The sequence below is a fragment of the Paenibacillus sp. FSL E2-0178 genome (assembly GCF_038593005.1).
In the GTDB taxonomy this organism is placed as follows: domain Bacteria; phylum Bacillota; class Bacilli; order Paenibacillales; family Paenibacillaceae; genus Paenibacillus_AQ; species Paenibacillus_AQ phytohabitans.
In genome coordinates this window covers 873,370-899,935 of the sequence record NZ_CP151953.1, presented here as the reverse complement: position 1 = coordinate 899,935, position 26,566 = coordinate 873,370, and the positions used below count along the sequence as shown (strand labels likewise).

The 26,566-nt window shown below is 51.2% G+C and carries 34 protein-coding genes; 28 read left to right on the top strand and 6 right to left on the bottom strand.

Translation table 11 applies throughout. The features are described 5' to 3' along the window. Positions 1 to 30 precede the first annotated feature (30 nt). The 5 genes from MHI42_RS03815 to MHI42_RS03795 are packed head-to-tail and all read left to right on the top strand — an operon-like array spanning position 31 to position 3,562. Entirely contained in the window at positions 31 to 1,002 is a 972-nt protein-coding gene (locus tag MHI42_RS03815; protein WP_342422806.1) for an ABC transporter ATP-binding protein, read from the top strand. Beyond that, positions 995 to 1,744: an ABC transporter permease gene (locus MHI42_RS03810; protein ID WP_342422805.1), complete on the top strand. Its 750-nt coding sequence runs from the start codon at positions 995 to 997 to the stop codon at positions 1,742 to 1,744. Before MHI42_RS03815 ends, MHI42_RS03810 begins: the two co-directional genes overlap by 8 nt. Then, on the top strand, positions 1,744 to 2,118 hold the full coding sequence (locus MHI42_RS03805; protein ID WP_171719315.1) for a GntR family transcriptional regulator: 375 nt from the start codon (positions 1,744 to 1,746) through the stop codon (positions 2,116 to 2,118). Before MHI42_RS03810 ends, MHI42_RS03805 begins: the two co-directional genes overlap by 1 nt. 14 nt (positions 2,119 to 2,132) lie before the next feature. After that, positions 2,133 to 2,834 (top strand): ABC transporter ATP-binding protein, encoded by a 702-nt coding sequence (locus MHI42_RS03800; protein ID WP_342422804.1) that lies wholly within the window; start codon positions 2,133 to 2,135, stop codon positions 2,832 to 2,834. Beyond that, entirely contained in the window at positions 2,828 to 3,562 is a 735-nt protein-coding gene (locus tag MHI42_RS03795) for a hypothetical protein (RefSeq protein ID WP_342422803.1), read from the top strand. The genes MHI42_RS03800 and MHI42_RS03795 overlap by 7 nt, the downstream gene beginning before the upstream one ends. 92 nt (positions 3,563 to 3,654) lie before the next feature. On the opposite strand, the gene MHI42_RS03790 is transcribed toward MHI42_RS03795, so the two are convergent. Further along, positions 3,655 to 3,996, bottom strand: coding sequence for a PilZ domain-containing protein (locus tag MHI42_RS03790; RefSeq protein ID WP_342422802.1), 342 nt, complete (start codon positions 3,994 to 3,996; stop codon positions 3,655 to 3,657). A gap of 183 nt (positions 3,997 to 4,179) precedes the next feature. Here MHI42_RS03790 and MHI42_RS03785 point away from each other — a divergent pair, with 183 nt between their 5' ends. Then, entirely contained in the window at positions 4,180 to 4,785 is a 606-nt protein-coding gene (locus MHI42_RS03785) for a pentapeptide repeat-containing protein (RefSeq protein WP_042136898.1), read from the top strand. Positions 4,786 to 4,911: 126 nt separating this feature from the next. Here MHI42_RS03785 and MHI42_RS03780 read toward each other — a convergent pair whose 3' ends face one another. Continuing rightward, positions 4,912 to 5,199 (bottom strand): hypothetical protein, encoded by a 288-nt coding sequence (locus MHI42_RS03780; RefSeq protein ID WP_231637862.1) that lies wholly within the window; start codon positions 5,197 to 5,199, stop codon positions 4,912 to 4,914. Positions 5,200 to 5,464: 265 nt separating this feature from the next. Between MHI42_RS03780 and MHI42_RS03775 the strand changes: the two genes are divergently transcribed. After that, the gene (locus MHI42_RS03775) at positions 5,465 to 7,099 is read left to right on the top strand and encodes a sensor domain-containing diguanylate cyclase (RefSeq protein WP_171719317.1); all 1,635 of its coding nucleotides are present in this window, start codon (positions 5,465 to 5,467) and stop codon (positions 7,097 to 7,099) included. 419 nt (positions 7,100 to 7,518) lie between these two features. Continuing rightward, complete coding sequence (locus MHI42_RS03770; protein ID WP_197073088.1) at positions 7,519 to 7,623, top strand: sporulation protein YjcZ; 105 nt, start codon at positions 7,519 to 7,521, stop codon at positions 7,621 to 7,623. Positions 7,624 to 7,726: 103 nt separating this feature from the next. Here the strand turns inward: MHI42_RS03770 and MHI42_RS03765 are convergent, their stop codons facing one another. Continuing rightward, the gene (locus MHI42_RS03765) at positions 7,727 to 8,503 is read right to left on the bottom strand and encodes a DUF3169 family protein (protein WP_340987387.1); all 777 of its coding nucleotides are present in this window, start codon (positions 8,501 to 8,503) and stop codon (positions 7,727 to 7,729) included. Then, positions 8,496 to 8,720, bottom strand: coding sequence for a helix-turn-helix transcriptional regulator (locus tag MHI42_RS03760; protein ID WP_340987386.1), 225 nt, complete (start codon positions 8,718 to 8,720; stop codon positions 8,496 to 8,498). The genes MHI42_RS03765 and MHI42_RS03760 overlap by 8 nt, the downstream gene beginning before the upstream one ends. A gap of 195 nt (positions 8,721 to 8,915) precedes the next feature. On the opposite strand from MHI42_RS03760, the gene MHI42_RS03755 reads away from it, so the two are divergent. The 10 genes from MHI42_RS03755 (at position 8,916) to coaD (ending at position 15,440) form a co-directional block, all read left to right on the top strand. Beyond that, the gene (locus MHI42_RS03755) at positions 8,916 to 9,719 is read left to right on the top strand and encodes a glucosaminidase domain-containing protein (protein ID WP_342422801.1); all 804 of its coding nucleotides are present in this window, start codon (positions 8,916 to 8,918) and stop codon (positions 9,717 to 9,719) included. 5 nt (positions 9,720 to 9,724) lie between these two features. Further along, entirely contained in the window at positions 9,725 to 10,006 is a 282-nt protein-coding gene (locus tag MHI42_RS03750; RefSeq protein WP_039305999.1) for a holin, read from the top strand. 100 nt (positions 10,007 to 10,106) lie between these two features. Further along, the gene (locus MHI42_RS03745; RefSeq protein ID WP_171719319.1) at positions 10,107 to 10,529 is read left to right on the top strand and encodes a hypothetical protein; all 423 of its coding nucleotides are present in this window, start codon (positions 10,107 to 10,109) and stop codon (positions 10,527 to 10,529) included. A gap of 151 nt (positions 10,530 to 10,680) precedes the next feature. Continuing rightward, positions 10,681 to 10,815: a sporulation protein YjcZ gene (locus MHI42_RS03740; RefSeq protein ID WP_099052468.1), complete on the top strand. Its 135-nt coding sequence runs from the start codon at positions 10,681 to 10,683 to the stop codon at positions 10,813 to 10,815. A gap of 142 nt (positions 10,816 to 10,957) precedes the next feature. Next, on the top strand, positions 10,958 to 11,209 hold the full coding sequence (locus MHI42_RS03735) for a hypothetical protein (protein ID WP_042136908.1): 252 nt from the start codon (positions 10,958 to 10,960) through the stop codon (positions 11,207 to 11,209). 52 nt (positions 11,210 to 11,261) lie between these two features. Continuing rightward, a complete protein-coding gene (locus MHI42_RS03730; RefSeq protein WP_171719321.1) occupies positions 11,262 to 11,726 on the top strand; it encodes a GNAT family N-acetyltransferase in 465 nt (154 codons plus the stop codon). A 77-nt stretch (positions 11,727 to 11,803) separates the two neighbouring features. After that, complete coding sequence (locus MHI42_RS03725) at positions 11,804 to 13,531, top strand: alpha/beta fold hydrolase (protein ID WP_342422800.1); 1,728 nt, start codon at positions 11,804 to 11,806, stop codon at positions 13,529 to 13,531. Between the two features lie 56 nt (positions 13,532 to 13,587). Beyond that, positions 13,588 to 13,968 carry a hypothetical protein gene (locus MHI42_RS03720; RefSeq protein WP_171719323.1) on the top strand — a complete coding sequence of 127 codons (381 nt, stop codon included), beginning with the start codon at positions 13,588 to 13,590 and terminating at the stop codon, positions 13,966 to 13,968. A gap of 361 nt (positions 13,969 to 14,329) precedes the next feature. Then, positions 14,330 to 14,938, top strand: a complete 609-nt coding sequence (rsmD, locus tag MHI42_RS03715) for a 16S rRNA (guanine(966)-N(2))-methyltransferase RsmD (RefSeq protein ID WP_342422799.1) — start codon at positions 14,330 to 14,332, stop codon at positions 14,936 to 14,938. Continuing rightward, entirely contained in the window at positions 14,922 to 15,440 is a 519-nt protein-coding gene (gene coaD / locus MHI42_RS03710) for a pantetheine-phosphate adenylyltransferase (RefSeq protein WP_144026102.1), read from the top strand. The genes rsmD and coaD overlap by 17 nt, the downstream gene beginning before the upstream one ends. On the opposite strand, the gene MHI42_RS03705 is transcribed toward coaD, so the two are convergent. Continuing rightward, the gene (locus MHI42_RS03705) at positions 15,412 to 16,665 is read right to left on the bottom strand and encodes a nucleoside recognition domain-containing protein (RefSeq protein WP_342422798.1); all 1,254 of its coding nucleotides are present in this window, start codon (positions 16,663 to 16,665) and stop codon (positions 15,412 to 15,414) included. The two genes, coaD and MHI42_RS03705, sit on opposite strands and share 29 nt — an antisense overlap. Before the next feature lie 160 nt (positions 16,666 to 16,825). Here MHI42_RS03705 and MHI42_RS03700 point away from each other — a divergent pair, with 160 nt between their 5' ends. After that, positions 16,826 to 17,866, top strand: a complete 1,041-nt coding sequence (locus MHI42_RS03700; protein ID WP_342422797.1) for a S16 family serine protease — start codon at positions 16,826 to 16,828, stop codon at positions 17,864 to 17,866. Here the strand turns inward: MHI42_RS03700 and MHI42_RS03695 are convergent. Then, complete coding sequence (locus tag MHI42_RS03695) at positions 17,856 to 19,094, bottom strand: nucleotidyltransferase (protein ID WP_342422796.1); 1,239 nt, start codon at positions 19,092 to 19,094, stop codon at positions 17,856 to 17,858. The genes MHI42_RS03700 and MHI42_RS03695 overlap by 11 nt on opposite strands. A gap of 204 nt (positions 19,095 to 19,298) precedes the next feature. Between MHI42_RS03695 and MHI42_RS03690 the strand changes: the two genes are divergently transcribed. The 9 genes from MHI42_RS03690 to fabF all read left to right on the top strand — a co-directional run bounded on the left by MHI42_RS03690 (position 19,299) and on the right by fabF (position 26,557). Beyond that, the gene (locus tag MHI42_RS03690) at positions 19,299 to 19,820 is read left to right on the top strand and encodes a DUF177 domain-containing protein (protein WP_171719327.1); all 522 of its coding nucleotides are present in this window, start codon (positions 19,299 to 19,301) and stop codon (positions 19,818 to 19,820) included. A 53-nt stretch (positions 19,821 to 19,873) separates the two neighbouring features. Continuing rightward, the gene (rpmF, locus tag MHI42_RS03685) at positions 19,874 to 20,047 is read left to right on the top strand and encodes a 50S ribosomal protein L32 (protein ID WP_019911234.1); all 174 of its coding nucleotides are present in this window, start codon (positions 19,874 to 19,876) and stop codon (positions 20,045 to 20,047) included. Positions 20,048 to 20,359: 312 nt separating this feature from the next. Next, positions 20,360 to 20,956, top strand: coding sequence for a transcription factor FapR (gene fapR, locus MHI42_RS03680; RefSeq protein WP_039307413.1), 597 nt, complete (start codon positions 20,360 to 20,362; stop codon positions 20,954 to 20,956). Further along, positions 20,940 to 21,929 (top strand): phosphate acyltransferase PlsX, encoded by a 990-nt coding sequence (plsX, locus tag MHI42_RS03675; protein WP_342422795.1) that lies wholly within the window; start codon positions 20,940 to 20,942, stop codon positions 21,927 to 21,929. Before fapR ends, plsX begins: the two co-directional genes overlap by 17 nt. Positions 21,930 to 21,937: 8 nt before the next feature. Then, positions 21,938 to 22,927, top strand: coding sequence for a beta-ketoacyl-ACP synthase III (locus tag MHI42_RS03670; RefSeq protein WP_144026103.1), 990 nt, complete (start codon positions 21,938 to 21,940; stop codon positions 22,925 to 22,927). A gap of 90 nt (positions 22,928 to 23,017) precedes the next feature. Further along, a complete protein-coding gene (fabD, locus tag MHI42_RS03665) occupies positions 23,018 to 23,941 on the top strand; it encodes an ACP S-malonyltransferase (RefSeq protein WP_171719330.1) in 924 nt (307 codons plus the stop codon). A gap of 51 nt (positions 23,942 to 23,992) precedes the next feature. Further along, a complete protein-coding gene (gene fabG, locus MHI42_RS03660) occupies positions 23,993 to 24,742 on the top strand; it encodes a 3-oxoacyl-[acyl-carrier-protein] reductase (RefSeq protein WP_039307455.1) in 750 nt (249 codons plus the stop codon). A 121-nt stretch (positions 24,743 to 24,863) separates the two neighbouring features. Next, on the top strand, positions 24,864 to 25,097 hold the full coding sequence (locus tag MHI42_RS03655; RefSeq protein WP_039307421.1) for an acyl carrier protein: 234 nt from the start codon (positions 24,864 to 24,866) through the stop codon (positions 25,095 to 25,097). A gap of 221 nt (positions 25,098 to 25,318) precedes the next feature. Further along, positions 25,319 to 26,557, top strand: coding sequence for a beta-ketoacyl-ACP synthase II (gene fabF, locus MHI42_RS03650; RefSeq protein ID WP_171719331.1), 1,239 nt, complete (start codon positions 25,319 to 25,321; stop codon positions 26,555 to 26,557). Positions 26,558 to 26,566: the final 9 nt, after the last annotated feature.

Here is a 26,566-nt window from a genome sequence, read left to right as displayed (position 1 = left end):
AACAATCCCGTACTACACAAGGAGGCTGTCATGAATTCGTCCACTCGTAATCAAGGGCTGTCAGGCCCCATAAAGGAAGAAACCGTATTGGAAATGCAAGGCGTCAGCAAGGTGATAAAAGGGAAGGCGATAGTAGATAACCTTAGCTTCGATATCCGCAGAGGGGAAATTATCGGACTGCTGGGTCCGAACGGGGCGGGTAAAACGACCACCATCCGCATGATGACCGGACTTATCCGAATGAGCAGAGGAGATGTCCTTATTCATGGGCACAGCATACGCAAGGATTTCAAGCGGGCCATCTCGCAGATCGGAGCGATCATAGAGAACCCGGAGTTTTATCCCCATATGACCGGTTATGACAATCTGAAGCAGTATCTGCGGATGAGTGACGGGGCCGGAGAATCGCGGATTGATGAAGTTGTGGCGCTGGTTGGACTGCAGGAAGCGATGGATAAGAAGGTAAAAGCGTATTCGCTGGGTATGCGCCAGCGTCTTGGCATCGCCCAGGCCTTGCTGCATTCGCCCAAGCTGCTCATTCTGGATGAACCGACCAACGGGCTGGATCCCGCCGGAATCCGGGAAATGCGTGATTATATGCGCACGATTGCCGAGGTGGAAGGCATTGCAATACTGATCTCCAGCCATATGCTGGCCGAGATTGAACAGATCTGCCACCGCGCGGTTGTAATTCAGAACGGGAAGCTTGTAACGGTTACGCAGCTTGCTGAGGCGCCGGAAGCGCGCAGTGAAGTAGCCCTTACCATCCGGGTGGATAATGCCGGGAACGCGCGTACTGTTGCCGAAGCACTGCAGGGAGTGGAGGTTACCGGGACAGATGAAGCTCACTCCGAGCTGCATGTAAGCCTGCCCGACGGGAATGTTCCGGAGCTTGTGGCTGCACTCAGTGAAGCCAAGGTTGGGGTATACCGGATTACCGAGAATAAACAGAGCCTGGAAGATGATTTCCTGAAATGGACAGGGGGTAACCGCATTGCGTAAATTTAATCAGCTCGTACAGAATGAATGGCTCAAAATATCGAAGAAACGCAGCTTTACTGTTCCATATGCCCTTCTGGTGCTGATGGTATTTGTGATAGGTTATATTGTGCACACGGTGGCAGGGGCGGATACGTATGCCTCCGCGGCGGAATTCACAGCAGACTCACTGCTGCCTACAGGAATCGGTCAGGTGCTGGTGATCCTCGTCATTGTAGGGATAGCGGGGATAGTATCCAAAGAATACAGCCAGGGGACCATCAAGTTTCTGCTGATCCGGGCCCGCAGCCGGACTGCGATACTGGCCTCTAAATATGTAACCGTACTGCTCTATTCATTGAGTATGCTGCTGATTGCGACAATCGCGCTGTTTGTCTCAGGAATGATCTTCTTTGGACTCAGCGGAGGGGATTCGGGACTCAGCGATATCCTTACCTCACTGTTGTACTCATCCGTATACTGCATCGTGTATGCCACGATCGGATTTATGCTTGGAATACTGACCCGTTCAACAGGAGTAACGATCGGTGCGACTATCTTTGCTACTACCATAGATAAAATCATCATCTACCGTGATTTCTATAAATACTTCCTGTTCCCGAACCTCAATCTTGCAGCTTACAAAGATGGCGGTGCGCCGATGCAGGGAATGACGTTGAACTTCTCCATTGTGCTGCTGTGCATATATATGGCGTTGTTCCTGCTCGCGGGATTTGCGGTCTTCAGACGCAGGGATGTTGCTTGATGGTTATTGAATTTGATAACAACCAGCCGATTTATCTTCAGATCATGAATTACATCAAAGGGGAGATCATCACAGGCAAGCTGAAGCCCGGTGACAAAATCCCCTCAGTACGTGAATTGGCCGCAGAACTGCAGATTAATCCGAATACGGTACAAAGAACCTTTCAGGAACTGGAGCGTGAGACAATCGTGGAGACCCGCCGCGGCATGGGCAGATATGTTACCGGAAGAGAAGAGACGATTCTGACCATCAAGAAGGAAATGGCACAGGATGTGCTGGACCGTTTTATCCGCGGCATGCAGGAGCTCGGCTTCCAGGGTGAAGATATTCTGGCGGCCGTAGCGGAGAATATACATCAGCGTGACCAAGAATAGGGGGATTACCAAGAGTGGATGAGTTACTTGAAGTACAGGGCGTGACCAAGAATTTCGGCTCCAAACAAGCGCTGAGCAATGTCTCCTTTACGCTGGGAGTAGGCAGAATTACCGGACTGCTCGGCAGCAACGGCAGCGGCAAAAGCACCCTCATGAAGCTGATCGCAGGATTGGCACAGCCGGGCTCAGGCCGGATTTTAGTCCTCGGTGTTCCCATTGGGGTGGAGAGCCGGAAGTTTGTATCCTTCATGCCTGATGTTCCCGTTACGGAGTCTTGGATGAATGTGGGGGATGCGTTGAAGTTCCAGCGGGATTTCTACCCGGACTTCGATCAGGCCAAAGCCCAGCGGATGCTCGATTTCATGAATCTCAGAGTACAGGATAAGGTCCGGACGTTATCCAAAGGGATGAACGAACGTCTCCAGCTCACCCTTGCGCTGTCGCGCCGGGCCAGACTCTACATGCTGGATGAGCCAATCGGCGGTGTCGACCCTGTAGCACGGACCAAAATTCTCAATGCGCTGATGGAGTTCTATGAGGAAGACAGCAGTATTCTGATCTCTACACACCTGGTGAACGATATCGAACGGATTTTTGACGAGGTTATTTTCTTGAAAAACGGGGAGATCGTTCTCCAGCGCGAAGTGGAAGAGCTCAGACTCGAGCGCGGGAAAAGTATAGATGAGCTGTTCAGAGAGGTGTTTGCCGAATGCTGAAGCTGTTAAAATATGACCTGAGACGCAGAAGGGAACGGATCCTCGTCTTTATTGTTATTGCTCTGCTGGTTCAGCCTGCGATTTGGATATCCAGCACTAAGGTCAATGAACAACTAATTTCGCTGAATCTGGTTATCTACTTTATACTTGCATTGGCGCTTGTATTTATAGCTGTATTCAGTTATTTCCGGAATCTGAAGTCTTACCAGCGGCGGCTTATCCCGGTTACTGCCCTGCAGACGGTCATGTCACCGTTGCTGTTTGCGCTGCTGCTAATCTTGACGGTGATTACTCTCGGTCTGGTGCATTTTGGCATTTACCAGCTGATCTACCCGCTGGATTTCCTGCCGGATAATATAGTGTCAGTTGGCTTAAGATGTTTATTGCAGTTTATGTGGTCAGTTGGTTTCATGATGATTATGGTTATGTTCTCTATTACTATAGCATTAAGCTTTCGCTTCAAGGGGAGAGTATGGATAGGGATTGTGATCCTCACACTTCTGCAGAATGGTATAGCCTATCTTGAAAAGTTTATGTTTAACAGCTATTTCATTGGTCTGGACAATACCTTTAATTTTGAGATTTACGAGAATAATCTGCGGCCAGACAGCGGAGTAACGATCAGATACCTCTCTACGAATCAATGGCCGCTTTTGTTCGAATTTGTAGTTGCCATAATACTGATCTATTCAATGGTTGTAATGGTGAAAAAAAGAATTGAAGTTTGATCGCGTAGGGAGCTGCCCTGTGCAGATGTCCATTCAACGAGAAAGCAAGGCTGACGATGTCAGCCTTGCTTTCGTTTTTGTGCAAATTACAGTTACAATCCTTGAGCCCTTCTGCCGTGGGTCCAGATCTCCAGCTCCCGCAGCAGCTGTTCTTCCTCGGCTTCCTGCAGATCAAGTCTTACCCCGTACTGGAATTGTCCAAGGCCGAACATCCAGCCCCAGCGGACACTTCCTTCATACTGAAGCTTCTCTTCCGCCAGCTGGAAATGTATAATCAGCTTCGTATCGCCTGCAGTGAAACGGAGGTTCAGAGAAGTACGTACCTTACAGCCGGAGCGGCTAAGGTCTAGCAGGATGCCTTCCGTCAATTTTCCGGCTCCGGGCCCGTTATTACTGGCCGGGATTTCAAGCCAGCAATCGATGGGCTGGTTCATAACATAACGGAACGGTTCTTTTCTGCTGGAGTCATCCATCATTTACCTCCGCGAGTTTATTTGCTATTATATCGAAACGGCTACACTTGGACAATCTCCTAAAGTAGTATATTTTAAAATAATTTATAATCCGGTATTCAGAACTTTAGATTCAATACCCATAAGAAGAGGGGTCAAAACATTATGTATCAGTACCACAATGAAACTTTTCAGAATCAAAATTTTGACTATGCCAATATGCAGGATGGAGAGATGAACGGTTGCACCTTTGAACACTGCTCGTTCAGAGGGGCTTCCATGGAAGAAATGACCTCCAGCGGCTGCCGTTTTGTGAATTGTGATTTTACCGGTGCGCTGCTGAATGCTTCACTGCATAGAGACGGGGCTTTTACCAATTGCAAGTTTACCGGGGCGAATCTGTTTGTGTCGAAGTTCGAGAATTGTAAGATGATTGGTTCCGATTTCGCGAATGCCTATATGGATGGGATTACTCTCACCGGAGGGGACTGGGCTTATACGAATCTGCGTCATCTGAATCTCAGCAGGCAGGATCTGCGGGGCATCCGGTTCGCCGAGGCAGATATGCAGGGCTGCAATTTGCAAAAAGCGGATCTGCGCGGTGCCGACTTAAGCCGTGTACAGCTTGCGCAGTGCCAGCTTGCAGGAGCGGATCTGCAGGGTGCTAAGCTGGAGGGGATTGACCTGAAGAGTCTTGATCTTAAAGGGGTACGGCTGGATGTGGAGCAGGCTGTGCTGCTGGCCCGCTCGATGGGAGCCAAGGTGGGATAAGCGGAGGGTCTGGCCGACTGTTCACTATATACCTGCATAAGTGAGCAACAAAGGAACTGCCGCCCCGGAACGGGACGGCATGGCTGCAGTGTTTGTTGGAGCTGCTTTATGTAACCTGGTGAAGAATTAGAGGCTATAGAGTGAAGCCATGCAATCTACGAACATTTTGTTGTACTGGGAACGGGTCAGATCACTGGAAGAGGCGATATCTCTGCCCAGGAACTCAAACCAGGTAATTTCCGTGCCGTCTTTTTTGTAGAGGAATCTCTGGTGTTCAATGGCAAAAACCTCATTCTCATAAGAAGGAACATGCTCAAATTTCAGTTCGGTCCCCTGTTTCTCCGATATAAGCGTTGCCAGCAGAATAAGCATCTTGAACGGATCATCATACATCTCAAATTGTTCTGTCATCATCAATCACTCCTTAAGGTGGCATGTGCTACAGGGCAGATTATACTATAATGCCAAAATGTAAACACTATCATCCGCGCAACTCAGCACAATATTGATACAACCTATGAGCTAAATTAAGGAAATCCGCAAGTCTGCCGGAAGCTGTATTATATTTCCGCTTATTCCTTCCGATAAATAATTATCGACCCTTTTCGACATAGAGTGAGCTACCAGGCAACCTCGGCGGTCGATGCTATGAAAAGGTCTTCCGAAGAGGAGAATGTGAATGTCTTTAAATCTGCGTACGTTATTTTCAACGGCTTTTGCGGTCATTATCATCCTGTTAACGGCATTGCTCAGCTATGTTATCGGCAACCGGTCTACACAGTCCGTAGAGGTCAGCATTGGCAGCTCTCTGGCGGAAGAAGCCTACCAAATGTCTGAGAAGCTTGATCATTTCATGTGGTCGCGTTCCGGAGAAGTCGAGGTATTGAGCAAGCTTAATGCATTTCAGGAGCCGGTTGACTCCTCAGAGGTCAGCGGATTGCTTAATCAGCTGAAGAAGAGTCTGCCGGTGTTCACCTGGGTGGGTTTCCTCGATAATAAAGGGAATGTCCTTTCTTCCACAGATCATATACTCCAGGGTACGAATATTAGCCAGCGGCCGGTATTTCAGGAAGGCCTGAAGGGGACCTTCACCGGTGATGTCCATGATGCGGTGCTGCTCTCCAAGCTGCTTCCGAATCCTACCGGCGAAGCCTTACAGTTTGTGGATGTGAGCGTGCCGGTTACTGACAAGCAAGGCCGGACAAGCGGTGTACTGGCTGCGCACCTCAGCTGGGAGTGGTCGCGTGAGGTCGAGGCTTCCATTGTGACCCCGCTCAAGGAGCGCCTGAAGGGTGTGGAAGTGTTTGTAGTCAGCAGGAAAGATGACACGATCCTTCTCGGTCCCGAGGCACTCGTCGGCAAAAGAATGCCGAATGAAGTGCTGCAGAAAGCCCGCAGCGGTAATAGTTCATGGATTATTGAACAGGAGCGGAACCAGGACTCCTATCTTACCGGTTATGCCTACGGGGACGGCTATCTGAATTATCCCGGGCTGGGCTGGTCAGTCATTATCCGCCAGCCAGCGGATATTGCATTTGCCTCGGTGCATCAGCTTGAGCGCTTTATTCTGATCAGCGGACTGATCACCGCAGCTGTCTTCGCGGTTATCGGCTGGCTGCTGGCCGGATGGATCAGCCGCCCGCTGAGGAACATTACCCGCACAGCCGATCTGCTCAGCTCCGGTGCTGATGTGGAGATTCCATCCTCGACCCGGTTCAAAGATGTGGCGATTCTGTCTGCGTCACTGCGCAACCTGGTGAATAATCTGACCAAGACAGAGAACAAGCTGAGCTACATGTCGGATATGGCGCTGCATGACAAGCTTACGGGCTTGCCCAACCGGGCAGCGCTGGATGAATTTCTGGCCCATGCGGTCAGCAAAGCCAAGCAGAACCGCACAACGCTTAGTTTCTTATACCTTGATCTGGACGGCTTCAAAAAAGTAAATGATACCTTCGGCCATGCAATCGGCGACGCCTTGCTGCAGGAGGTAGCCTTCAGACTGATGGACTGTACACGTGATAATGAAATCGTAGCCCGGCTGGGCGGGGATGAGTTCGTCATTATCCTTAATACTTCTGCCGGTAAACCTATGAAGGAGGCAGAAATTGTGGCTTCACGGATTATCAGTAAAATCAATCTGCCCATTGTAATCAGAGGCGAGAATCTGCATGTCGGCTGTAGTGTAGGCGCTGCAGTATGGACACCGGACGGGGGCAGCGACACTGTTGAAACCCTGCGGCTGGCGGATGAAGCATTATACATTTCCAAGCGGAGCGGAAAGAACCGGATTACTTTTGAGGCGGCTTCTTAAGTTCTCCAGCGCATATTCATCACAGCAAATAACCTTTCTCCGTCAAATGACAGAGAAAGGTTATTTGGCATTCTGGTTATAGAGAACTATATGCAGATATGTATCGAACGAAGTCAGCGTAATCTCTTGCGTGGCTTAGACCACCATTTAATCCATAGAAATCCTTCGTCATCCCGGAAAAACTTAATACCTACCCAACTCAGCGGTGTCCAGAATTCCTTAAAATAATATGAAGGCATAGTAAATTAGTCCCTCCGATATAGTTAATTATTACTAGTTTACGCTACGATGGAAGATTTCACAATACTTTTTTTGCTTATAATTACCATATTGTGCATCAGCCCAGTTTTTTCAGGACCTCAGGCATATGATGCTAAGGAAAGACATAAACAACGGCACAGGCTGAGGGAGGAATTGTAATGGGAGAGAATGTGGCTGGTTACGGCTATGGCTGTATTGGAACATCTGCTGCTACCATTTTGGTACTGTTTATCTTGCTGGTTATTATCCTCAGCGTATTTTAGCTGAAGCTAACCGGACGAATAACTTAAAGAAGCGCCGGGGCGGGAGCTCCGGCGCTTTTTGCATAAATGATCCTTAAGGTTATACAGGTGCTGAATGCTGCAATCAGCTGTATTTATGGACTTGATGATAATAAACAGCTTGCTGGATAAGGAGAATTAGCGCGAGGACCATGATAGGCACCGGGGCAAAGCCAAATACCAGGGAGTACAAAGTGAAGAAGACCATCCCTATGAGCAGGGAGATGGATGTTACTGTGAAGGAGGAATAGGAGGAGCGGTATACAATCCACCGTTCGCCTTCATCCATTTTGGCAAAAAGCTCCCGCTGGGCGTCCCGCGAATTACCCAGACTAATATTTATCTGACGATCCGGATAATTGTTGTTGTACAGCTTGAAAGAATAGTGCAGCAAAACGAAGGAAAACAGCATGACAACTAGTGCGGTAAGCATGTTGGCTAACATGAACGGTGAATCCGAAGATTCTTTGCCTCCGGGTCCAAGCGCATGTGCGAGACTCATCAGAGTCCACAGTAATGAAATAATCATAGTATAGAAGCTTAACTGTATTACACTGCTCAGCGCCTTATCTTTAGAGTTCTCAATCTCTCCGTCATGCTTAGGCTCATCTTTCATCCGGCGGGCCTTAACCAGATTATAGAGAGTGAGCGCGGTCAGCAGCAGCGAGAGCAGGGCTATACTGCCAAACAGCACATCATAATCGTAAAAGATAGAAGGATTCAGATGGAAATCCTTAGGCACAGTAATCACGCCGGAAGCAAATACATAACCGATAGCTCCTCCAAGGGTCATGCTGCCGATCAGCATGATAAGCCCCCGGGGGTTCGTTCTCTTCTTAGTTTTCTTAATCTTCTTATTCATCGGGTTCACTCTCCTCTTTGTTAATCCAGAATACCGACTCCACCGTTACCGCAAATACCTCTGCGATCTTGAGCGCCAGCACTACTGAAGGCGAATAGTCTCCGCGTTCTATAAGGGCAATGGTCTGCCGTGAAGCGCCTATCCGCTGGGCTAGCTCGTTCTGGGACAATCTGTCCCTGGCCCTGAATTCTCTGACACGATTATTCAGCTCAGTCAAGTATTTCACCCCCTAAATTGAATTGTATATTATTATTGTCTAAATGTAAATTATAATATACAAAAAGACGATGATCATAGTCAAAAAATAATATTTCAGGTATGGAAAGATCCAATTTGAATAGTGTATATCAGGGATAAGCACAGGCAGCATAACTGAACGAGCATTTAATATAGTAGGAAGGGATGTGATGAAATGACGGATTCTGAGTTTATCTCCCGAATGGTCTCCTTTGCCGTGGCTGATATGCAGCGCAGTCATATTGCGGCTTCCCTGACTATTGCCCAGGCCGCGCTGGAATCCGGCTGGGGGAACAGCAGCCTGACCTTGAAGGCTAATAATCTGTTTGGCATCAAAGGCAGCGGACCCGCCGGATGCTTGTCAATCCGGACTACGGAATATAGGAACGGCCAAGCTGTGCAGGTATCTGCGCTTTTCAGAGCCTACAATAACTGGGGTGAGTCTGTGGCCGACCATTCTGCGCTGATTGCCCAGGGCGTATCCTGGAACCGGGATTTATACAGCAAGGTGATTGGAGCGGACGGCAGAACGGCTGCCAGGGAGATTGCCGCTGCAGGGTATGCGACCGATCCGAACTACGCGTCAAAGCTGATTCAGATTATGGATGCTTATAACTTGTATCAATACGATGAGCTGAAGGAGGATGAGGAGATGTCGGCTGAAGATAAACAAAGGCTTGCGACTCTGGAAACGGAGCTTCAGGAAATGCGGGTATTGCTGGCAGGACTTACAGTGAGCCGGGATACGCTCAAAACAGGTGTTCTGGAACAGGGACAGGCAATTAAAGGAGTAGCAGAACGGCTTACCGCAATAGAAAGCCGAGCTGCAGTCAGTATACCTGCCTGGGCAGAGCCGGCGGTTCAGGCAGCGGTAGCAGCGGGATTGCTCGATACCCCTACAGGAGGAAGCTATGATTTCTACCGGATATTGACGGTGCTGAACAGGGCCGGACTGCTGGTTACCGGGAAGGAGGTGTAGACCTTATGTACAACGATGCGCTTAACAATGTGCTGGCGTTTGCGTCGCTGTTGGCCGTCTTTGTAATGGCGCTGGTTCAACTGGTGAAGAACAGTGTGAATCTTCCGCGCAACGTTGTTCCCGCAGTAGGACTGGGTATTGGTCTGCTGGTCGGAGCTGTAGCCTATCCTTTTACGGACATGAATCTAATTCTGCGTTTATGGGCAGGCGGGCTTGCGGGATTGTCGGCAACAGGTTTGTTTGAACTGGCCTTTAACAAGCGTGGAGGGACCACCAAGGAAGATTAAGCAGGCTGCTCGTAATATGGGGAGATGTGCATTGGCGATATATCCAAGCAATCCCGGGGACTTGTTAATACACTGTATATGAAGAAAGGAGGTGCTTGATATGGGAACTTATGTTGATGGAAGAACTTCGCAGAATGCCAGTACTGCCAACTCTATTGCGATACCGATTCTGGTTATTAATACCCCGCAGCTGTTTGGGCAGATTGGTATTATCACTCAAGGTGTAACGACGAATCCGCGTGTAATTCTAAAAGGAACGGTATCTGTGCAGCTTCCGCTGGCACTGGTTGGTGTCACTATTAGTATTGTAAGAGGAACTTTGCCTACGGATCCGCTGGTGTATTCCGCTACCTCTACTTTCAGCCTTAGTGTGCTGGCTCCACAGGTTATCACCTTCTCTGCGGATGACTTCATTCCGCCGATTACTCCGCAGCTGACTTATACTGCATTCATCACCTCTAACCTTCTCGGTACGGTCCGTGTAGGTCCTGAGAGCTTTGACGGAATTCTGGTTTCCGATTAATCTGCAGATTCATGCATCCTGTCCGGTTCGGTTGACCGGGCGGGCAGGATGCCCTTGTACATACCCCCAAATTTTGACCGTTTCGCCCAATCTGTTAAGGGATTTCGCTCATATTCTGTTCTGTAGTCATCATTTTGAAGGAGGTAATCTCATGGGTGCAGATTGCGGATACGGTGGTAATGTAGGCGGCGTTAATGTGGTTCCGGTAAGTCCTTGGACTTCAACCGGTGCGATTCTGGTACTTTATATCCTGCTGGTCATTATTCTGAGTGCCTGCTTCTACTAGAACTTAACGTCAGTCAGCGCAGTCCGGGGCTAAGGCCTTGGGACTGCGCTTTTTTTTCTGATTAGCTATGTCTGGCAGAAATATGCGATAATAGTAGTCATTGTCTTCATGGCAATCAGTGCAGTTATGAAAGAGGTGCTTCATGGAAGAGAAGGAATTGGTCTATGCCATACTTAAGCGGATTGAACTGGACAAGCCGGTCGGTCAGGATGAAATGGGGCTGGAGGCCGGGGCGTATGCCGATATTATGGAGGAGCTTGTGGACAGCCGGATGGTGGAGAATGTGAGCTTCCTGAGAGCTGGCAATGGCACTGTAACCGTCCGGACAGCCGGAATGAAGATGACCCGGCGAGGTCATGATTTTATTTTATTGAAAGAATCGGGCAGAATTTGAATTTACGCTGGTTGAGATACAGGATTTGATGTTTCAGAACAAGGGGGCATGTATGGATATCAGGAAATTGCTGCCCGGCGAATTGCCGCCGATGGATTTGCTGCTGTCTGCCGATCCGTCCGAATCATTGGTGAAGAACTACCTCACAAGAGGAGACTGCTATATGGCTGTCCAGGATGAGGAGGTATTGGGTGTGTATGTGCTGCTGCCTACCCGGCCGGATACAGCCGAGCTCGTGAATGTGGCAGTTGCTGAAGAGCATCAGGGCAAAGGGATCGGCAAGATGCTGGTGCAGCAGGCCATTGAGACGGCGAGGCAAACGGGCTATACAACTATTGAACTGGGGACGGGGAATTCAAGTGTGGGACAGCTGGCGTTATATCAAAAATGCGGCTTTCGGATCGTTGGCGTAGATTTTGATTTTTTCACCAGACATTACGCGGAGATCATATACGAAAATGGCATACATTGCAGGGATATGGTGCGCTTATCACAGGACTTGAATGGCGGAAAATAAGTTTGTGAATTATGTAACTATCTGCCAAATGCTCCGTAAAAACAAAAGGATGTGATTATTGAAGGGAGTTGTAATCAATGAGAAGACCAAGACGATTCTTGTTGTCCATGCTGGCCTGCTCTCTGCTGTTATCTGCGGGCTTTGTCACACCGCGGGTAGCGCAGGCAGCGGATAACAAAGTAACTCTGAGTGTGAACGGTGAAGTATTGAAGTTCCCCGCAGCCGAGGCGCCATATCTGGAGGGTACAATGATCATGGTGCCTGTTCGTCAGGCGGGAGAAGCTTTGGGGTTTCAGACGGCTTACATAAAAGAGAGCTCCAGTCTGCAAATCAAGCTCAGCGGTATTGAGCTCTTGATGAAGCTGGGAGGCGGTCGGTTTATCCTAAATGGAAAGGATACACTTACCATTGAAGGTGCAGCTGTTCTGAAAAACAATCGTATCTATGTGCCGTTGCTGCTGCTGGATGAGATCGGCTATATCACCAAGCCCGGTCCGGGCTCCGCCCAGGCAGAAGTAAGCACACCGCAGAATTACACCGAGTCAGTAATGAAGCTGCTTGCCTCCGGCCAGTATGAAGCATTATCAGACCGGTTCTTCAGTACAGAGGTGCGGAATAACTTGTCGAGTCTCAAACTTCAGCAGGTCTGGGAGGGCTTTACTGCTGCTTATGGAGAGTATGGTAAGGTCGATTCGCTGAAAAGCAGCCGTGACAATGGGCGGTATTCTCTGTCCGGTATCGCTGTATTTACACATGGAAAGCTCACGGTGACGTTTACAGTCAACAGCAGCGGCCAGATTCAGGGGCTGTGGTTTACTCCGTACGAAGATCCGCAAGCAGCGCCGGAGCTGGCTCTGCCGGCAGGTGTTACCGAAGAAGCGGTTACAGTAGGAGCAGGGACTTTACATCCGCTTAAGGGCATTCTGACACTCCCCAAAGCTACCGGCAAGCCTTTGCCTTCTATAGTACTGGTGCACGGATCGGGTATCTCTGATCTTAATGAAGCGGCATATGCGTACAAGCCCTTCCGTGACATTGCATATGGCCTTGCAGAGCAGGGAATTGCAGTTCTGCGTTATGACAAGCGGGGCTACAGCTATCCGCAGGAATTCATGGGTAGTGCTGCCGCATCGGTTACCGTTAAGGAAGAAACGGTTGAAGATGCCATTGCAGCGGCAGCTCTGCTTAAGCAGGACAAGCGTCTGGATGCTGCTCAGGTATATCTTGCCGGGCACAGCCTGGGCGGGATGCTGGGCCCGAGAATCGATGCGGATGGCGGCAACTTCGCCGGGTTAATCCTGCTTGCCGGCTCACCGCGAAGCTTGTGGGAGATTATCTACGACCAGAATATGAGAGTGATCTCTAGGCTGGATGATGCTATCCCAGCTAAGGCAGAGGCCGCTTCCAGCGTGAATGCGGAGCTGGCCAAAGCCAAGGCGCTGCCGGCACTGACAGACGAGCAGGCCAAAGCAGCTCCGGCTGTGTTTGGTGCAGCTGCCTATTACTTTAAGGAAATGGATCAGCACAGTACCGCCGAGCTGGGCCGGAAGCTGACCAAACCTGTGCTTGTTATGCAGGGAAGCGATGATTTCCAGGTGTATGCGGACGTGGATTATCCGCTCTGGAAGGATGTTCTGAAGAATAATAGCTTGGCAGAGTTCAAGCTGTATCCGGGCCTGAATCATTTCTTCGTAGGTTATGACGGAGCAGGGGCAGGAACACCGGATGAATATAATGTCCCGGGTATGGTCGATGACCAGGTGATTAAAGATATGGGGCAGTGGATTTTGAAGCAGAGCAGGTAGAATAAGAAGCTTGGTTCTGGTACAATCTATTTATTAAGTTTTAAGGAGCTGGATGCATGGATAATGATCTGGCAAAGTTGTTAAGATCCGTCATTCGTGAAGAATTAGAGCCTGTGAATGAGCGCTTGGAACGGATTGAGACTGAACAGACCGGCTTGAAGCAAGAAGTGCAAATAGTGAAGCAGGATCAACAAACGCTGAGGCAAGATGTGCAAATAGTGAAGCAGGATCAACAGACGCTGAAGCAAGATGTGCATATATTAAAGCAAGATGTGCAAATATTGAAGCAGGATCAGGAATTGATTAAACGTGCGGTATTGGATACCAATGAACGGGTAATCCGGATGGAGTCCATTCTGGAGAATCAGCATCGGATTATCGAACTCCTCTCGGCACGCTCGATTGAGCAAGAGGCTCTCATTAAACGAATTAAATAAATTTTCTTAGTCCGGCACCGCATGGTACCGGGCTTTTCTTTTCGTATAGGTTTCCCAACACACAAAAAATCGAGGCTCCCTTTCGGGAGCCTCTTTCATGGGAGAGGAGAAACCGGACGAAGAGCTTATGGGGAAACGTAAGCCTGCTCCGCGGTTGTCTACGACATTTTGCGATGTCGATAGTTACAGGATGGCCCGGTTGCCGGACTTTTATACATCCGTTCTCCAAAACTTCTGAACTGCGCATTGTGACAAAGTCGGACAATCTTTTTATTTCACGGAATAATTGTGGTACTATAGGCTTGGACTTATGCCCGGAAACGGCATAATAAATAGAGACATAAAAGCAGGTGGATGATCGGTGAGAGTAATATCGGGCACTGCAAAGGGCAGGCCGCTTAAGAGTGTTCCAGGCAAGGGCACCCGGCCTACAACCGATAAAGTGAAGGAAGCCTTATTCAGTATGATCGGGCCTTATTTTGAAGGCGGAACGGCGCTGGATCTGTATGCCGGTACCGGGGGGCTTGGGATTGAGGCCTTGAGCAGAGGGATGGAAGCAGCCGTATTTGTGGATATGGAGCAGAAGGCGCTCGACACTGTGCGGGCGAATCTAAAGGCAGCCAAGGTGGAGGCGCAGGCCGAAGTCTACCGCAATGATGCCGGAAGAGCACTTGCTGCGCTGGAGAAGCGGGGGAGAGCGTTTGATCTTGTTTTTCTGGACCCTCCGTATCGTCTGAAGCACGGGGATGAGCTTATGATGACGATGGCAGCCAAGAATCTGCTGAAGCCTGATGCCGTAATTGTGCTTGAGCATGAATCGGGTTATGAATATCCGGAGAATATACCGGGATTCAGCAGGACACGGCAATCCGTATATGGGGAGACTACGATCTCAATCTATCAGTATGAAGCTGCTCTGCCAGAAGTTGGCGTCAGTGGCAAGGAGGTTAATGATGAGTCTGCAAATTAGAAAAGAGCGTGTGGCAATCTATCCCGGAACCTTTGATCCGGTAACCCTGGGGCATATGGATATTATTCACCGTGCAGCGAAACAGTTCGACAGGCTGATTGTGGCGGTGCTGAACAATTTAAGCAAGAATCCGTTATTTTCAGTCGAGGAGCGCACAGAGCTTCTGCGCCAGGCTACAGCGGACATCCCGAATGTAGAGGTCGACAGCTTCCGTGATCTGCTCGTTAATTATGTCCGGCAAAAGGATGCACAGGTGATTGTCCGGGGAATCCGTACGGTCACGGACTTTGAGTATGAGCTGCAGAATGCATCCATTAATCATAATCTGGATCCCGAAGCGGAAACGATATTTATGATGACCAATCCGAGATATTCCTATCTTAGCTCAAGTGTGGTTAAGGAAATTGCCCACTTTGGCGGGAACGTCTCGGATTTTGTAACGCCAGAAGTGGAACAGGCCATGAAGCTTAAGTTCAAGCGGATGGATGGCGGCGCCAAGTAAAAAGCTTCAGAGCCACTGATAAGCTTAACAGGAGCAGGAGTATTAGTCCCTGCAGACTAAGGATCTGAGGGAACAAGCTCCATATTCCGGTTGCAGTGCCCAAGCCGGGTTCCAGACTGCCTGAACCGGTACCGGTGAAGACCGGAAGTACAGCGGCGCGGATACTTACGAGCGGCTTCCATAGCAGGAAGGTTAGTGCAAAGGCGGTTAGTCCATGCAATAACCGGACTGCAGCAAATGGGAGAAAGCGGACATTAGCCGGTTTAAGCACCGTCAGCGCCTGAAGCTGTGCGCAGATTCCGCTCCAGGCAAGCAGAGCTGACAGCAAAGCGGGACCGAGAAGACTGCCGGACAAGAACCCTCCAGGGCTGGCAGAATCCGAGGTTAACGCATGGGCACCGAGGTGAATCTCAAACACTCCGGCAGCCAGCGGAGACGGAAGCTGCGGGAGCAGCCTGGTGATGATGTTAATAACTACAGCGAACATGATCATATAGCCGCCTACGATCATCAGATTCTGGACGGCGGCGGATACAGATTCGCCGAGCACCTTGCCGAAGCCCCGTCCGTCTCTGGCACGTGCATCCAGTGCCGCCTGATGGATTCGCCCGGGCAAGGATGCTTTTTTGGCGTGCGGGCCGCTGCCAGGCAGTCTTCTGACAGTGGCGGCGGCCCCGCTGCTCTTCCGCGTTCCGCTGAAGAGAGCGGATAGCCATCCGGCGGCAAGGCCTGACAGCCAGTGAATGGCAAGCAGGGCATATCCGGCTGCCGGACTGTGCAGAAAAGCGGTGCCGACGACAATAAGCAGTGTAACCGGGCTGGCATAATGGACCATGGAGGCCAGACGTCCGGCATCCTTGTCCGTGATATCCCCCTGCTTATGCAACTGCATCACCGCTCCTGCTCCGGCCGGGAAGCCGGCGGTGATTCCGAGCACAAGCGTCCAGCCGCCTGCTCCGGGAAGCCGGAACAGGCGTTTCATCAGCGGCTCCAGCAGGACGCCGATGCCATGCACGAACCCTGAAGCGGTCAGCATCTCTGACAGGATCAGGAATGGCAGTAGTGCCGGGAAGACAAGGGTCCACCAGAGCTTCAGTCCCGCAAGGGAAGCCTTGAATGAGGATTCCGGTGCCAGGACGATCGCTATAGCGAGCAGGATCGCAGCCGCCCCTGATAGGAATGGAGCTGAACCCCGGAAGAACCGCCGTATTGTAAAGTTAATCATTAGTAGCATCACCTCTTCATAGCTTAGGACATGGGCAGAGCTTGTTATCAATTTATGCAGGGGAGACAACCATCATGCCACAGCCGGAGAGAAGCTCCCGGCTCCTGGCAGCACATTCCAATGCCGGGGCTGCATGCCGCGGGAAAGAAGGGGAAGAGACTTGAGGCAACAGAAACGCCGTGTGGGTATCCGCGCCACAGCCTACTTATTTACATTTGTGGTCATTCTCTATGTTGCTGTCTTTATGAATACTCCGTATATTGTGTATCAGCCGGGAAGCGCCTCCGAGGTAGCCCCGATGATCAAGGTGGAGAATGCTGATCCCGAGGAGCAGGGCACGTTCATGATGACTACCGTATCCGCCAGTTATGCCAATGTGGCTCTTCTGGTCGCCTCCGTATTTAACTCGAATGCAGAGGTTGTCCTGAAAGAAACCCGCCTGCAGGATAAGACGGAGCAGGAATACGCGGCTGAGCAGGTCTTTTATATGAACAGTTCACAGTCGTATGCTGTACAGGCCGCTTATCATGCTGCCAAAGTGCCGTATGAGGATATTGTGGATTATTTGTACGTGTTCTCGGTGCCGGACGCAACCAATCAGGGCCAGTTCAAGCCGGGCGACAAGATTATCAGTGTGAAAGGACAGCACGCAGCCGATCCGGCGGCTCTGTCCGCCTTGCTGTCCGCATACAGAATCGGCGATACCGTTGAGGTAGTCCTGCAGCGTGGAGGCAAGGAAATTTCCGAGCAGGTGAAGCTGGTGGAGGTTAAGGATAAAGAAACCTCGGCCGGACGGCCGGGCTTCGGGGTTGTTATCGGAGCCGTTCAAAAGGTACAGCCTAAGGAAGAGGGGAAAGGCGTCAGTTTTGTGGATACGAATGTAGGAGGACCTTCCGCAGGACTGATGTTCACCATGGAAATCTATAACCGGCTCACTCCGGGGGATTTGACCAAGGGCCACCGGGTAGCAGGTACGGGTACAATAGATGCAGAGGGAAATGTGGGGGCAATCGGCGGAGTGAAGCATAAGATTGTGGCTGCTGACCGCAAAGATGCCGAATTCTTCTTTGTTCCGGTCAAAAACTATGAAGAAGCCAAGGCGAAAGCTGACCAGATCGGCACAGACATGAAGCTGATTCCGGTATCGACTCTGTCAGACGCGCTGAAATATATGGAAGAACAGCCGGTCATCAAATCCTGACCGGCGGCTCCAGATAATCGCTGTACAGATCATTTCGTACAGGATCGGCATAGGCAGCGGCGAACACAGCTGCCGCCTGCAGATCCTGCTCCAGCATGGGATGGGAGAAGCGCGCAGGGCTTGTGACTACCGGAAGTGCCGCGCGCTGCTTCATTTGCTTCAGCAGCCTGCGGCCGCTCTCCCGGAAGCCGAGAACCCGGATATAACCCGGACCCTGGGCCAGTGCGGCCGGGGTCATTTCTTCTTTGCTGTGATTCAGCAAGGTATGAAGCAGCAGACGCTGCAGCCGTGTATGGGTGTAGCGTCTGCTCTTCAGCTCCTGGAGAAGACCGGCGACCGTGAACCTGCCGAGCTGGGGAAGGATGCGGAGTATCCGGTTCTCCAGCCCTTCATTCATATCCTGCACCGTCCGCAGCTCGGCTGCTGAGTGTGTGGAGAGCACGTGGCGCAGCGGAGCCCGGAAGTCCTCGAGCATGACCGGCCCCCGGCCCGCTGCATGCTCTCTCTCCAGGATGGACACGCTATACTCCGGCATGTATGCTGCCGGAGAGCCGCCTTCCTGCAGCAGCCTGCGGATTGCTGTCGCACTGGCAATGGACGACCCGCCCTGCAGCGGGTCGTGGAAGCCCGCGCCGGTCCGCGGCACGGTGAAGGGCCTGATCGCGCTGCCGAGCCGCTGCAGCGCGATCAGATAGTGCAGGCCGAGGCTGTTGTTGGGCTGCCGCAATAGAATTTCGGCATCTGCCGGTTTCTCCTCTCCCATGAAAGAGGCCTTCCAGGCCGCCGCCGCAGCTGCGCTGTATGCGGCGGGGAATCCCGCGCCCTGCGCCATGCGCGCGCGGATCTCGTCCTTAAGCGCGCTGCTCTCCTCGGCCAGGAATCCGGCCAGGGGGAGCAGTGCGCCCAAAGTGCCGGCTTCGGAGCCGAAGCACAGGCTGTCCACGACGCCGGTCGCCTCCAGCAGGAATACCGCTCCGAAGGCGAACCATTCCGCCGGCTGGACGGCATACGCCACCGGCAGCTCAATCACGAGGTCGGCGCCCATATGGAGCGCCATCTCGGTGCGGGCGCGCTTGCTGACCGCCGCCGGCTCGCCGCGCTGGGTGAACGGGCCGCTCATGATGACGATGGAGCTTTCGGCTCCGGAGATTCTTTTGGCCTCGCTGAAATGGTGGACATGCCCGTTATGTAAAGGGTTATATTCGGCTATAATGCCTACAGTTGTCACGTTTGCTTCACACCCTATTCTGGGATATCTGACGATCCGGGTTCCGGATTCAGGCTCATTCCTTCCCGTTTTTTGCAGATTTCTTGCATTAAACTTATGTATATCATAAATTGTCTCTGTGCCTGAAACAATATAAAGGAAAAATGGTTGACAAAGTCCGGTAATAATAGGTATAATAAATTTTGTTTGTTTGGAGTGATAACTATGAACATTCACTTTCGCAAATTAGCGAATGCCGACGAGCCCCTGATCCTTCACGATGTTGTGGATGTCAGTGAGGTTGTCAAAGGGCGCAAGGATATTCTTGCTGTTGCACCACTCTCAGTAGACCTTAAAGCGCTGCCCGCGGGAACCGATAGTGTGAACGTGGTGGGAACGCTGAGTGGAGAAGTGGACATGTTATGTTCACGTTGTCTCACGGAGGTTAACAGTAAGCTGAACATTCCTTTCGCTGAGACTTTCAAGTGGCTTAAACAGCCAATTCTTCCGGAAGATGAAGGTGAGGAACTCATTTACATCAAGGATGAGATTGTGGATCTTATCCCCTATGTGGAAGAAAATTTCGTACTGCACTTACCGGATTCGGTATTGTGCAAGGCAGACTGTCTTGGTCTTTGTCAGAAATGCGGACAGAACTTGAACGAAGGCACCTGCAGTTGCGACAACACAGTGATCGATCCAAGACTCGCTGGGTTGAAAGGATTCTTTACCAAGCAAGATAACTAAGAACAAATCCCGGGTTATTACGGGTCAAAACCAAAATCAGGAGGTTGATTAACATGGCAGTACCACAACGCAGAACGTCTAAGACACGCCGTGACAAGCGTCGTACTCACTTTAAACTGGTAGTTCCAGGTATGGTGAAATGTGAACAATGCGGAGAGCTGAAGCTGGCTCACCACGTATGCAAAGTTTGCGGAACATACAAAGCAAGAGAGATCATCAAACAATAGTTTGCATATTTGCATATAAGAGTAGCACTTCATCTGCCGGTGAAGTGCTATTTTTTTGGGGATATATGAATTTATATGCTTTACATGATAGTTTCCTTCTGATTCTTGCACCGTATCTCCAAGCCCGCCGCGGGTTTGCGCGAGTTTTCAAGTCAAAGCTTTATTTTTGCGGCGTCATGCTTTATACTACATATTAGTACCTGGTTCTAATTGTTAATTAAGAACAGAGAGTTATAACTACAAGCGGCCACTCTTGCGGCCGGATGCTTTTCATTAAAGGCATGTGCCAGGAGGTGAGTCGCCATCGAACGGTTGTCCAAGAAAGAACGGCAGCAGCAGCTGCTCTCCATCATTGAAGGTAATCCTTTTGTAACGGACCGGGAATTGACCCGCCAGCTGAAGGTGAGCATTCAGACGATCCGGCTGGACCGGATGGAGCTGGGGATTCCGGAGCTGCGTGAACGGATGAAGCAAATGGCAGAGCACTCCTATGATCAGGTCCGCTCGCTGCCTGTCGACGAAGTGGTTGGTGATATAGTCGATTTGCAGCTGGACCGGAGCGGGATTTCAATTTTTGAGATCCGTGAAGAGCATGTCTTCTCCAGAAACGGAATTGCCCGCGGCCACTATGTCTTCGGCCAGGCGAATTCGCTGGCAGTTGCTGTTATCAATGATGAAATTGCCCTGACCGCTTCAGCCGATATCCGGTTCGTGCGCATGGTCCGGCTGGGTGAGAAATGTATCGCCAAAGCGCAGGTACGCTCGCTTGCGGGCCGGAACGGCAAAGCTGAGGTGGACGTGTTTACATATGTTGGAGAAGAACTTGTATTTCAAGGCCATTTTGTAGTGTACCGTTCTGCAATCGAAGAGTACAGCGAAGGGGGAAACCGGAGTGCTGATCGCCATTGATGCCATGGGCGGGGATAATGCTCCTGAGTGTAATGTAGAAGGGGCCCTGGCCGCTGCAGCGGAGTGGAGTGATACGCAGATCGTGCTGGTCGGTGATGAAGCCAGACTTGCGCCGCTGCTGAAGAACAAGCCGTCTAATGTGACGGTGCGTCATGCGGGGGATGTAATCGGTTCCGATGAGGAGCCGGTGAAGGCGGTCCGCCGTAAAAAGGATTCGTCCATGGTAGTCGCCGGACGGATGGTGCGCGAAGGTGAAGCCGATGCCATGATCTCGTCAGGCAATACCGGAGCACTTATGACTACGGGGCTTCTGGTTGTGGGAAGAATGCAGGGTATAGAACGTCCTGCCCTGGCACCGATGATACCGACGCTGGATGATGTCGGCGTATTAGCCCTGGACCTGGGTGCCAATATGGATGCCAAGCCGCAGCATCTGGCCCAATATGCCCTGATGGGCAGCATATACCGCAATAAGGTGCATGGTATTGCGAAGCCCCGGGTAGGCCTGCTGAACGTAGGGACTGAGCCGGGCAAGGGGAATGAGCTGACCAAAGAAGCTTATCCGCTGCTTGAAGCTTTGACAGGAATTCATTTTGTCGGCAATGTGGAGGCGCGGGATGTGCTCACCGGAGCCTGCGATGTGCTGGTCTGTGACGGGTTTGCCGGCAATATCCTTCTGAAGACGCTGGAAGGAACGGCAGGGGCCATGTTCGCTCTGCTCAAAGAGCAATTCAGCAAATCGCTTAAGACTAAGCTGGGCGCAGCCATACTGATGCCGGAGCTTAGAAGTCTTAAGGGCAAAATGGATTATAAGGAGCACGGCGGAGCGCCGCTGCTCGGTCTTAGCGGTCTAGTCGTGAAGGGGCATGGTTCCTCCGACGGCAACGCGGTGAAGAATGCGGTAAGACAGGCCCGGATTGCGCTGCAGGCGGATCTGGTAGCCAGTATATCCAGAGAAATTAGCGGGAAGTGAGTGACGATATGAAACAATTACGTCCGGTAGGAATCATTGGTACAGGTAAATATGTACCCGAAAGAATATTGACCAACAGCGATCTGGAGAAGATCGTTGACACAAACGATGAATGGATTGTCAGCCGTACAGGAATCCGTGAACGGCATATTGCCGCTCCGGAACAAGCCACATCCGATCTTGCTTATGAAGCAGCGCTGAAGGCACTGGAATCCGCTGGCATGAAGGCGGAAGAGCTTGATCTTATTATTGTGGCCACAGTTACACCGGACAGCACTTTCCCATCCACAGCCTGTATTCTTCAGGACAAGCTGGGCGCGAAAGGGGCTGCGGCCTTTGACCTGTCGGCAGCCTGCTCCGGGTTTGTCTACAGTCTGGCTACGGCAACCGGCTTTATCCAGAACGGCATGTATAACAATGCGCTTGTTATCGGTGCGGACACATTGTCGCGCATCACGGATTATACAGACCGCAACACCTGTGTACTGTTCGGTGATGGTGCCGGCGCAGTCATCGTAGGTGAAGTTCCGGAAGGCCGCGGCTTCCAGTCCTTCGATCTTGGCGCTGAAGGTTCCGGCGGCAGCCTGCTCAAGATGGAAGCAGGCGGTTCACGTCTGCCAGCCTCCCAGCAGACGGTAGAAGATAAGAAGCATTTCATCTATATGAACGGCCGTGAAGTATTTAAGTTCGCAGTGCGCGTGATGGGCACGGCTACGGAACGTGTGCTTACCAAAGCAGGATTGACCAAGGAGAATATCGACTTGTTCGTGCCTCACCAGGCCAACATCCGGATTATTCAATCGGCGATGCAGCGTCTGGATCTGCCGCCTGAGAAATGTGTCATCAACGTTGATAAATATGCGAATACTTCAGCGGCATCCATTCCGCTGGCACTTGTGGAAGCAGCAGAGGAAGGCCGGATGAAGGAAGGCGACACTGTGCTTATGGTCGGCTTCGGCGGCGGACTCACCTGGGGAGCTTCCGTACTGATCTGGTAAAGAACAGGGCAATACTAACAGAACGAAGCGGTTCTATCCTGGCGTAAGGCGGGAGGAGCCGCTGTTAACGGGAAGGGAGCTTTTAGCATCATGGGTAAAATCGCATTTGTCTTTCCCGGTCAGGGTGCACAGGCAGTTGGTATGGGTAAGGATGTATATGAAGCCCTGCCGCAGAGCCGTGCAGTATTTGAAAAGGGTGACGAAGTACTTGGATTTCCGCTAAGTAAGCTTATATTTGAAGGACCTGAGAGCGAGCTTAAGCAGACTGTCAATACACAGCCGGCATTGGTTACAGCCAGTGTGGCTTATCTGGAAGCACTGCGGGATTTAGGGGTAACGCCTGATTATGTAGCAGGTCACAGTCTTGGTGAATACAGCGCTCTTGTAGCCGCCGGGGTCCTCTCTTATGAGGATGCAGTGCGGCTGGTACGTCTGCGCGGACAATTCATGGAAGAAGCTGTACCAGGAGGACAAGGGGCTATGGCTGCTACACTTGGCGCAGACCGTGCGGCCCTCTCGGAACTTTGCCGCAGTATTTCAGAGGCTGGCAATTCCGTTGAGCTGGCTAACGTCAACTGCCCGGGACAGATCGTGGTTTCCGGCACCGTGGCTGGCGTGAATGAAGTGGTGCAGCGTGTTAAGGAAGCAGGCGGCAAACGGGCAATTCCGCTGGAGGTCAGCGGCCCGTTCCACTCTTCATTAATGAAGGAAGCAGCTGAACAGCTGGCTGCAGAGCTGCAGAAAGTAACCTTTAATGCTCCTGTTATGCCGGTAATCGTCAATGTCACAGCTGCCCCGGTTACGGATCCGGAAGAGATTCGTAATCTGCTGGTAGCGCAGGTATTCTCTCCTGTACTCTGGCAGGACAGCGTGGAATGGCTCATTGCAGACGGCGTGGACACTTTTGTAGAGATCGGCTCCGGCAGCGTGCTGGCAGGCCTGATCCGCAAAATTGACAAGAATGTTAAGCTCGTGAATATCAACAGTCTGGGGAGCGCTCAGACTGGCTGGTAATCCGCTTGGCATGAGAATAGCGGCATGATTATTGAAGGGGGACAACTGGAAATGTTTGCAGCACTCAAAGGTCAGACCGCCCTTGTTACCGGCGGTTCCCGGGGGATTGGCCGCGCAATTGCACTGGCACTGGCGGAGCAGGGCGTGAAGGTTGCCGTGAACTACTCGGGCAGCCTTCAGGCGGCAGAGGAAACTGTAGCCCGGATTCAGGAGCTGGGCTCGGAAGGAATTGCTCTGCAAGGGAATGTCGGTAATAGCGAACAGGCTGAGAACCTCGTGAAAGAGGTTATTAACACTTGGGGAAAAATTGATATTCTTGTGAATAATGCCGGCATTACCCGGGATAATCTGATTATGCGCATGAAAGAGGAAGAATTCGACCAGGTCATCGAGACGAATCTGAAGGGTGTGTTCAATTGCCTGAAGGCAGCGACACGTCCGATGATGAAGCAGCGTTACGGCCGGATCATCAATATTTCCTCTGTCGTGGGTGTGACGGGTAATCCCGGTCAGGTGAACTATACGGCTGCCAAAGCAGGGGTTATCGGGATGACGAAATCCGCGGCACGCGAGCTGGCTTCACGGGGAATTACCGTGAACTGCATTGCGCCGGGGTTCATCGATACCGATATGACCCGTGAGCTGTCCGATGAAGTCCGCAGTGAGCTGGTTAAGGGCATTCCCCTTGCTAAGCTTGGGCGGGCGGAGGACATTGCTAATACGGCGGTATTCCTGGCCTCGGAAGGGGCAGCCTACATGACAGGCCAGACACTTCATGTGGATGGCGGAATGTACATGTAAGGTAACGCTAGCGTTAGATCATTACGGGGGAAGAGAGCAGAGGCGGCCAGAAAGCGTTTTTTGTGCTCTATGGTATTTTGACTTCATATCTCGTATAATACCAAAAGAGGAGGTGAACCGGATGTCCGATGTATTGGAGCGTGTAAAACGCATTGTCATCGACCGCTTAGGTGCCGATGAAGCTGAGGTAACATTAGAAGCGTCTTTCAAAGATGATTTAGGTGCTGATTCTCTTGATGTAGTAGAATTGGTTATGGAATTGGAAGATGAATTCGATATGGAAATCTCTGATGAAGATGCAGAGAGTATTACGACCGTGGGTGAAGTTGTGAAGTACATACAATCTCATACCTAGAGTCATATGATTGAGGGTCCCGTTCCTGCCAGGGCGGGACTTCTCCTCATTTTAAGGTAATTTAAGGGCAGCAGCAAAGGGTGCATGAGCATCTTTATGGGGAAAATAACAGAACCGCAGATTGGTTAATCTTGCGGCGACTGCAGTTTATATAGACTTCTGGCCGGAATACTTTTACATGTTGTGGAAGTATTTACAGCCTACAGATGGGGTGAACGCGTTTGAGTCAAAGAGTGGTTGTTACAGGTATGGGAGTGATGACATCGCTGGGCAAGGATCTGGAAACGTTCTGGGACAGTCTGATGAGCGGTACATCCGGAGTATCTCTTGTTGAAGCTTTTGATGTCAGTGAATATACTACGCGAATCGCGGCTTCGGTCAAGGATTTCAATGCTGAGGAACGTTTCGGCCGTAAGGAAGCCCGCAAGATGGACCGTTTCGTGCAATTTGCGGTTGCTGCCGGCGAAGATGCCCTGAAGGACAGCGGACTGAAGATTGGCGAAGATATCGATGCTGAGCGTATCGGTGTTTCTGTCGGCTCCGGTATCGGCGGTCTGGGTACTTGGGAAGACAATCACAATCTGCTGCTGGAAAAAGGCCCGAAACGGGTCAGCCCGTTCTTCATTCCAATGATGATTGCCAACATGGGCTCCGGCCAGCTGTCGATCAATCTCGGCGCCAAAGGGCCGAATACAACGACGGTAACCGCTTGTGCCACAGGTAGCCATTCCATTGGCGAATCCTTCCGCCTGATCCAGCGTGGTGATGCGGATGCGATGATCTGCGGCGGTGCAGAAGCAACCATCCGTCCTACAGGTATGGCAGGCTTTTGTGCAATGAGAGCCATGTCCACCCGCAATGACGAGCCGCAGAAGGCAAGCCGCCCGTTCGATGTTGACCGTGATGGTTTTGTTATGGGTGAAGGCGCAGGAATCCTGATTCTTGAATCTCTGGAGCATGCAGAGAAACGCGGAGCCAAGATTTACGCCGAAGTGATTGGTTATGGCCTGAGTGCCGATGCCCATCATATGACGGAGCCAGATCCTGACGGTGCAGCACGCTGCATGAAGATGGCGATCCGCGATGCCGGAATTAATCCGGAGGATATCGATTACATCAATGCGCATGGTACATCTACACCGGTAGGCGACAAGTCGGAAACCGCGGCTGTGAAGAAAGCTCTGGGTGAGCACGCGTACAAGGTAGCAATCAGTTCCACCAAATCAATGACAGGCCACTTGCTTGGCGCTGCCGGCGGTGTGGAAGCGATTATCTGCGGTCTTTCGCTGCAGAAGGGCATAATTGCTCCTACGATTAATTTGGACAACCCTGATCCGGATTGTGATCTGGATTATGTTCCGAATGTGCCCCGCAAAGCGGATCTAAATATCGCGATGTCGAATTCATTCGGATTCGGAGGCCATAACGCGACTGTTATACTCAAAAAATATAATAAGTAGGGGGACAGT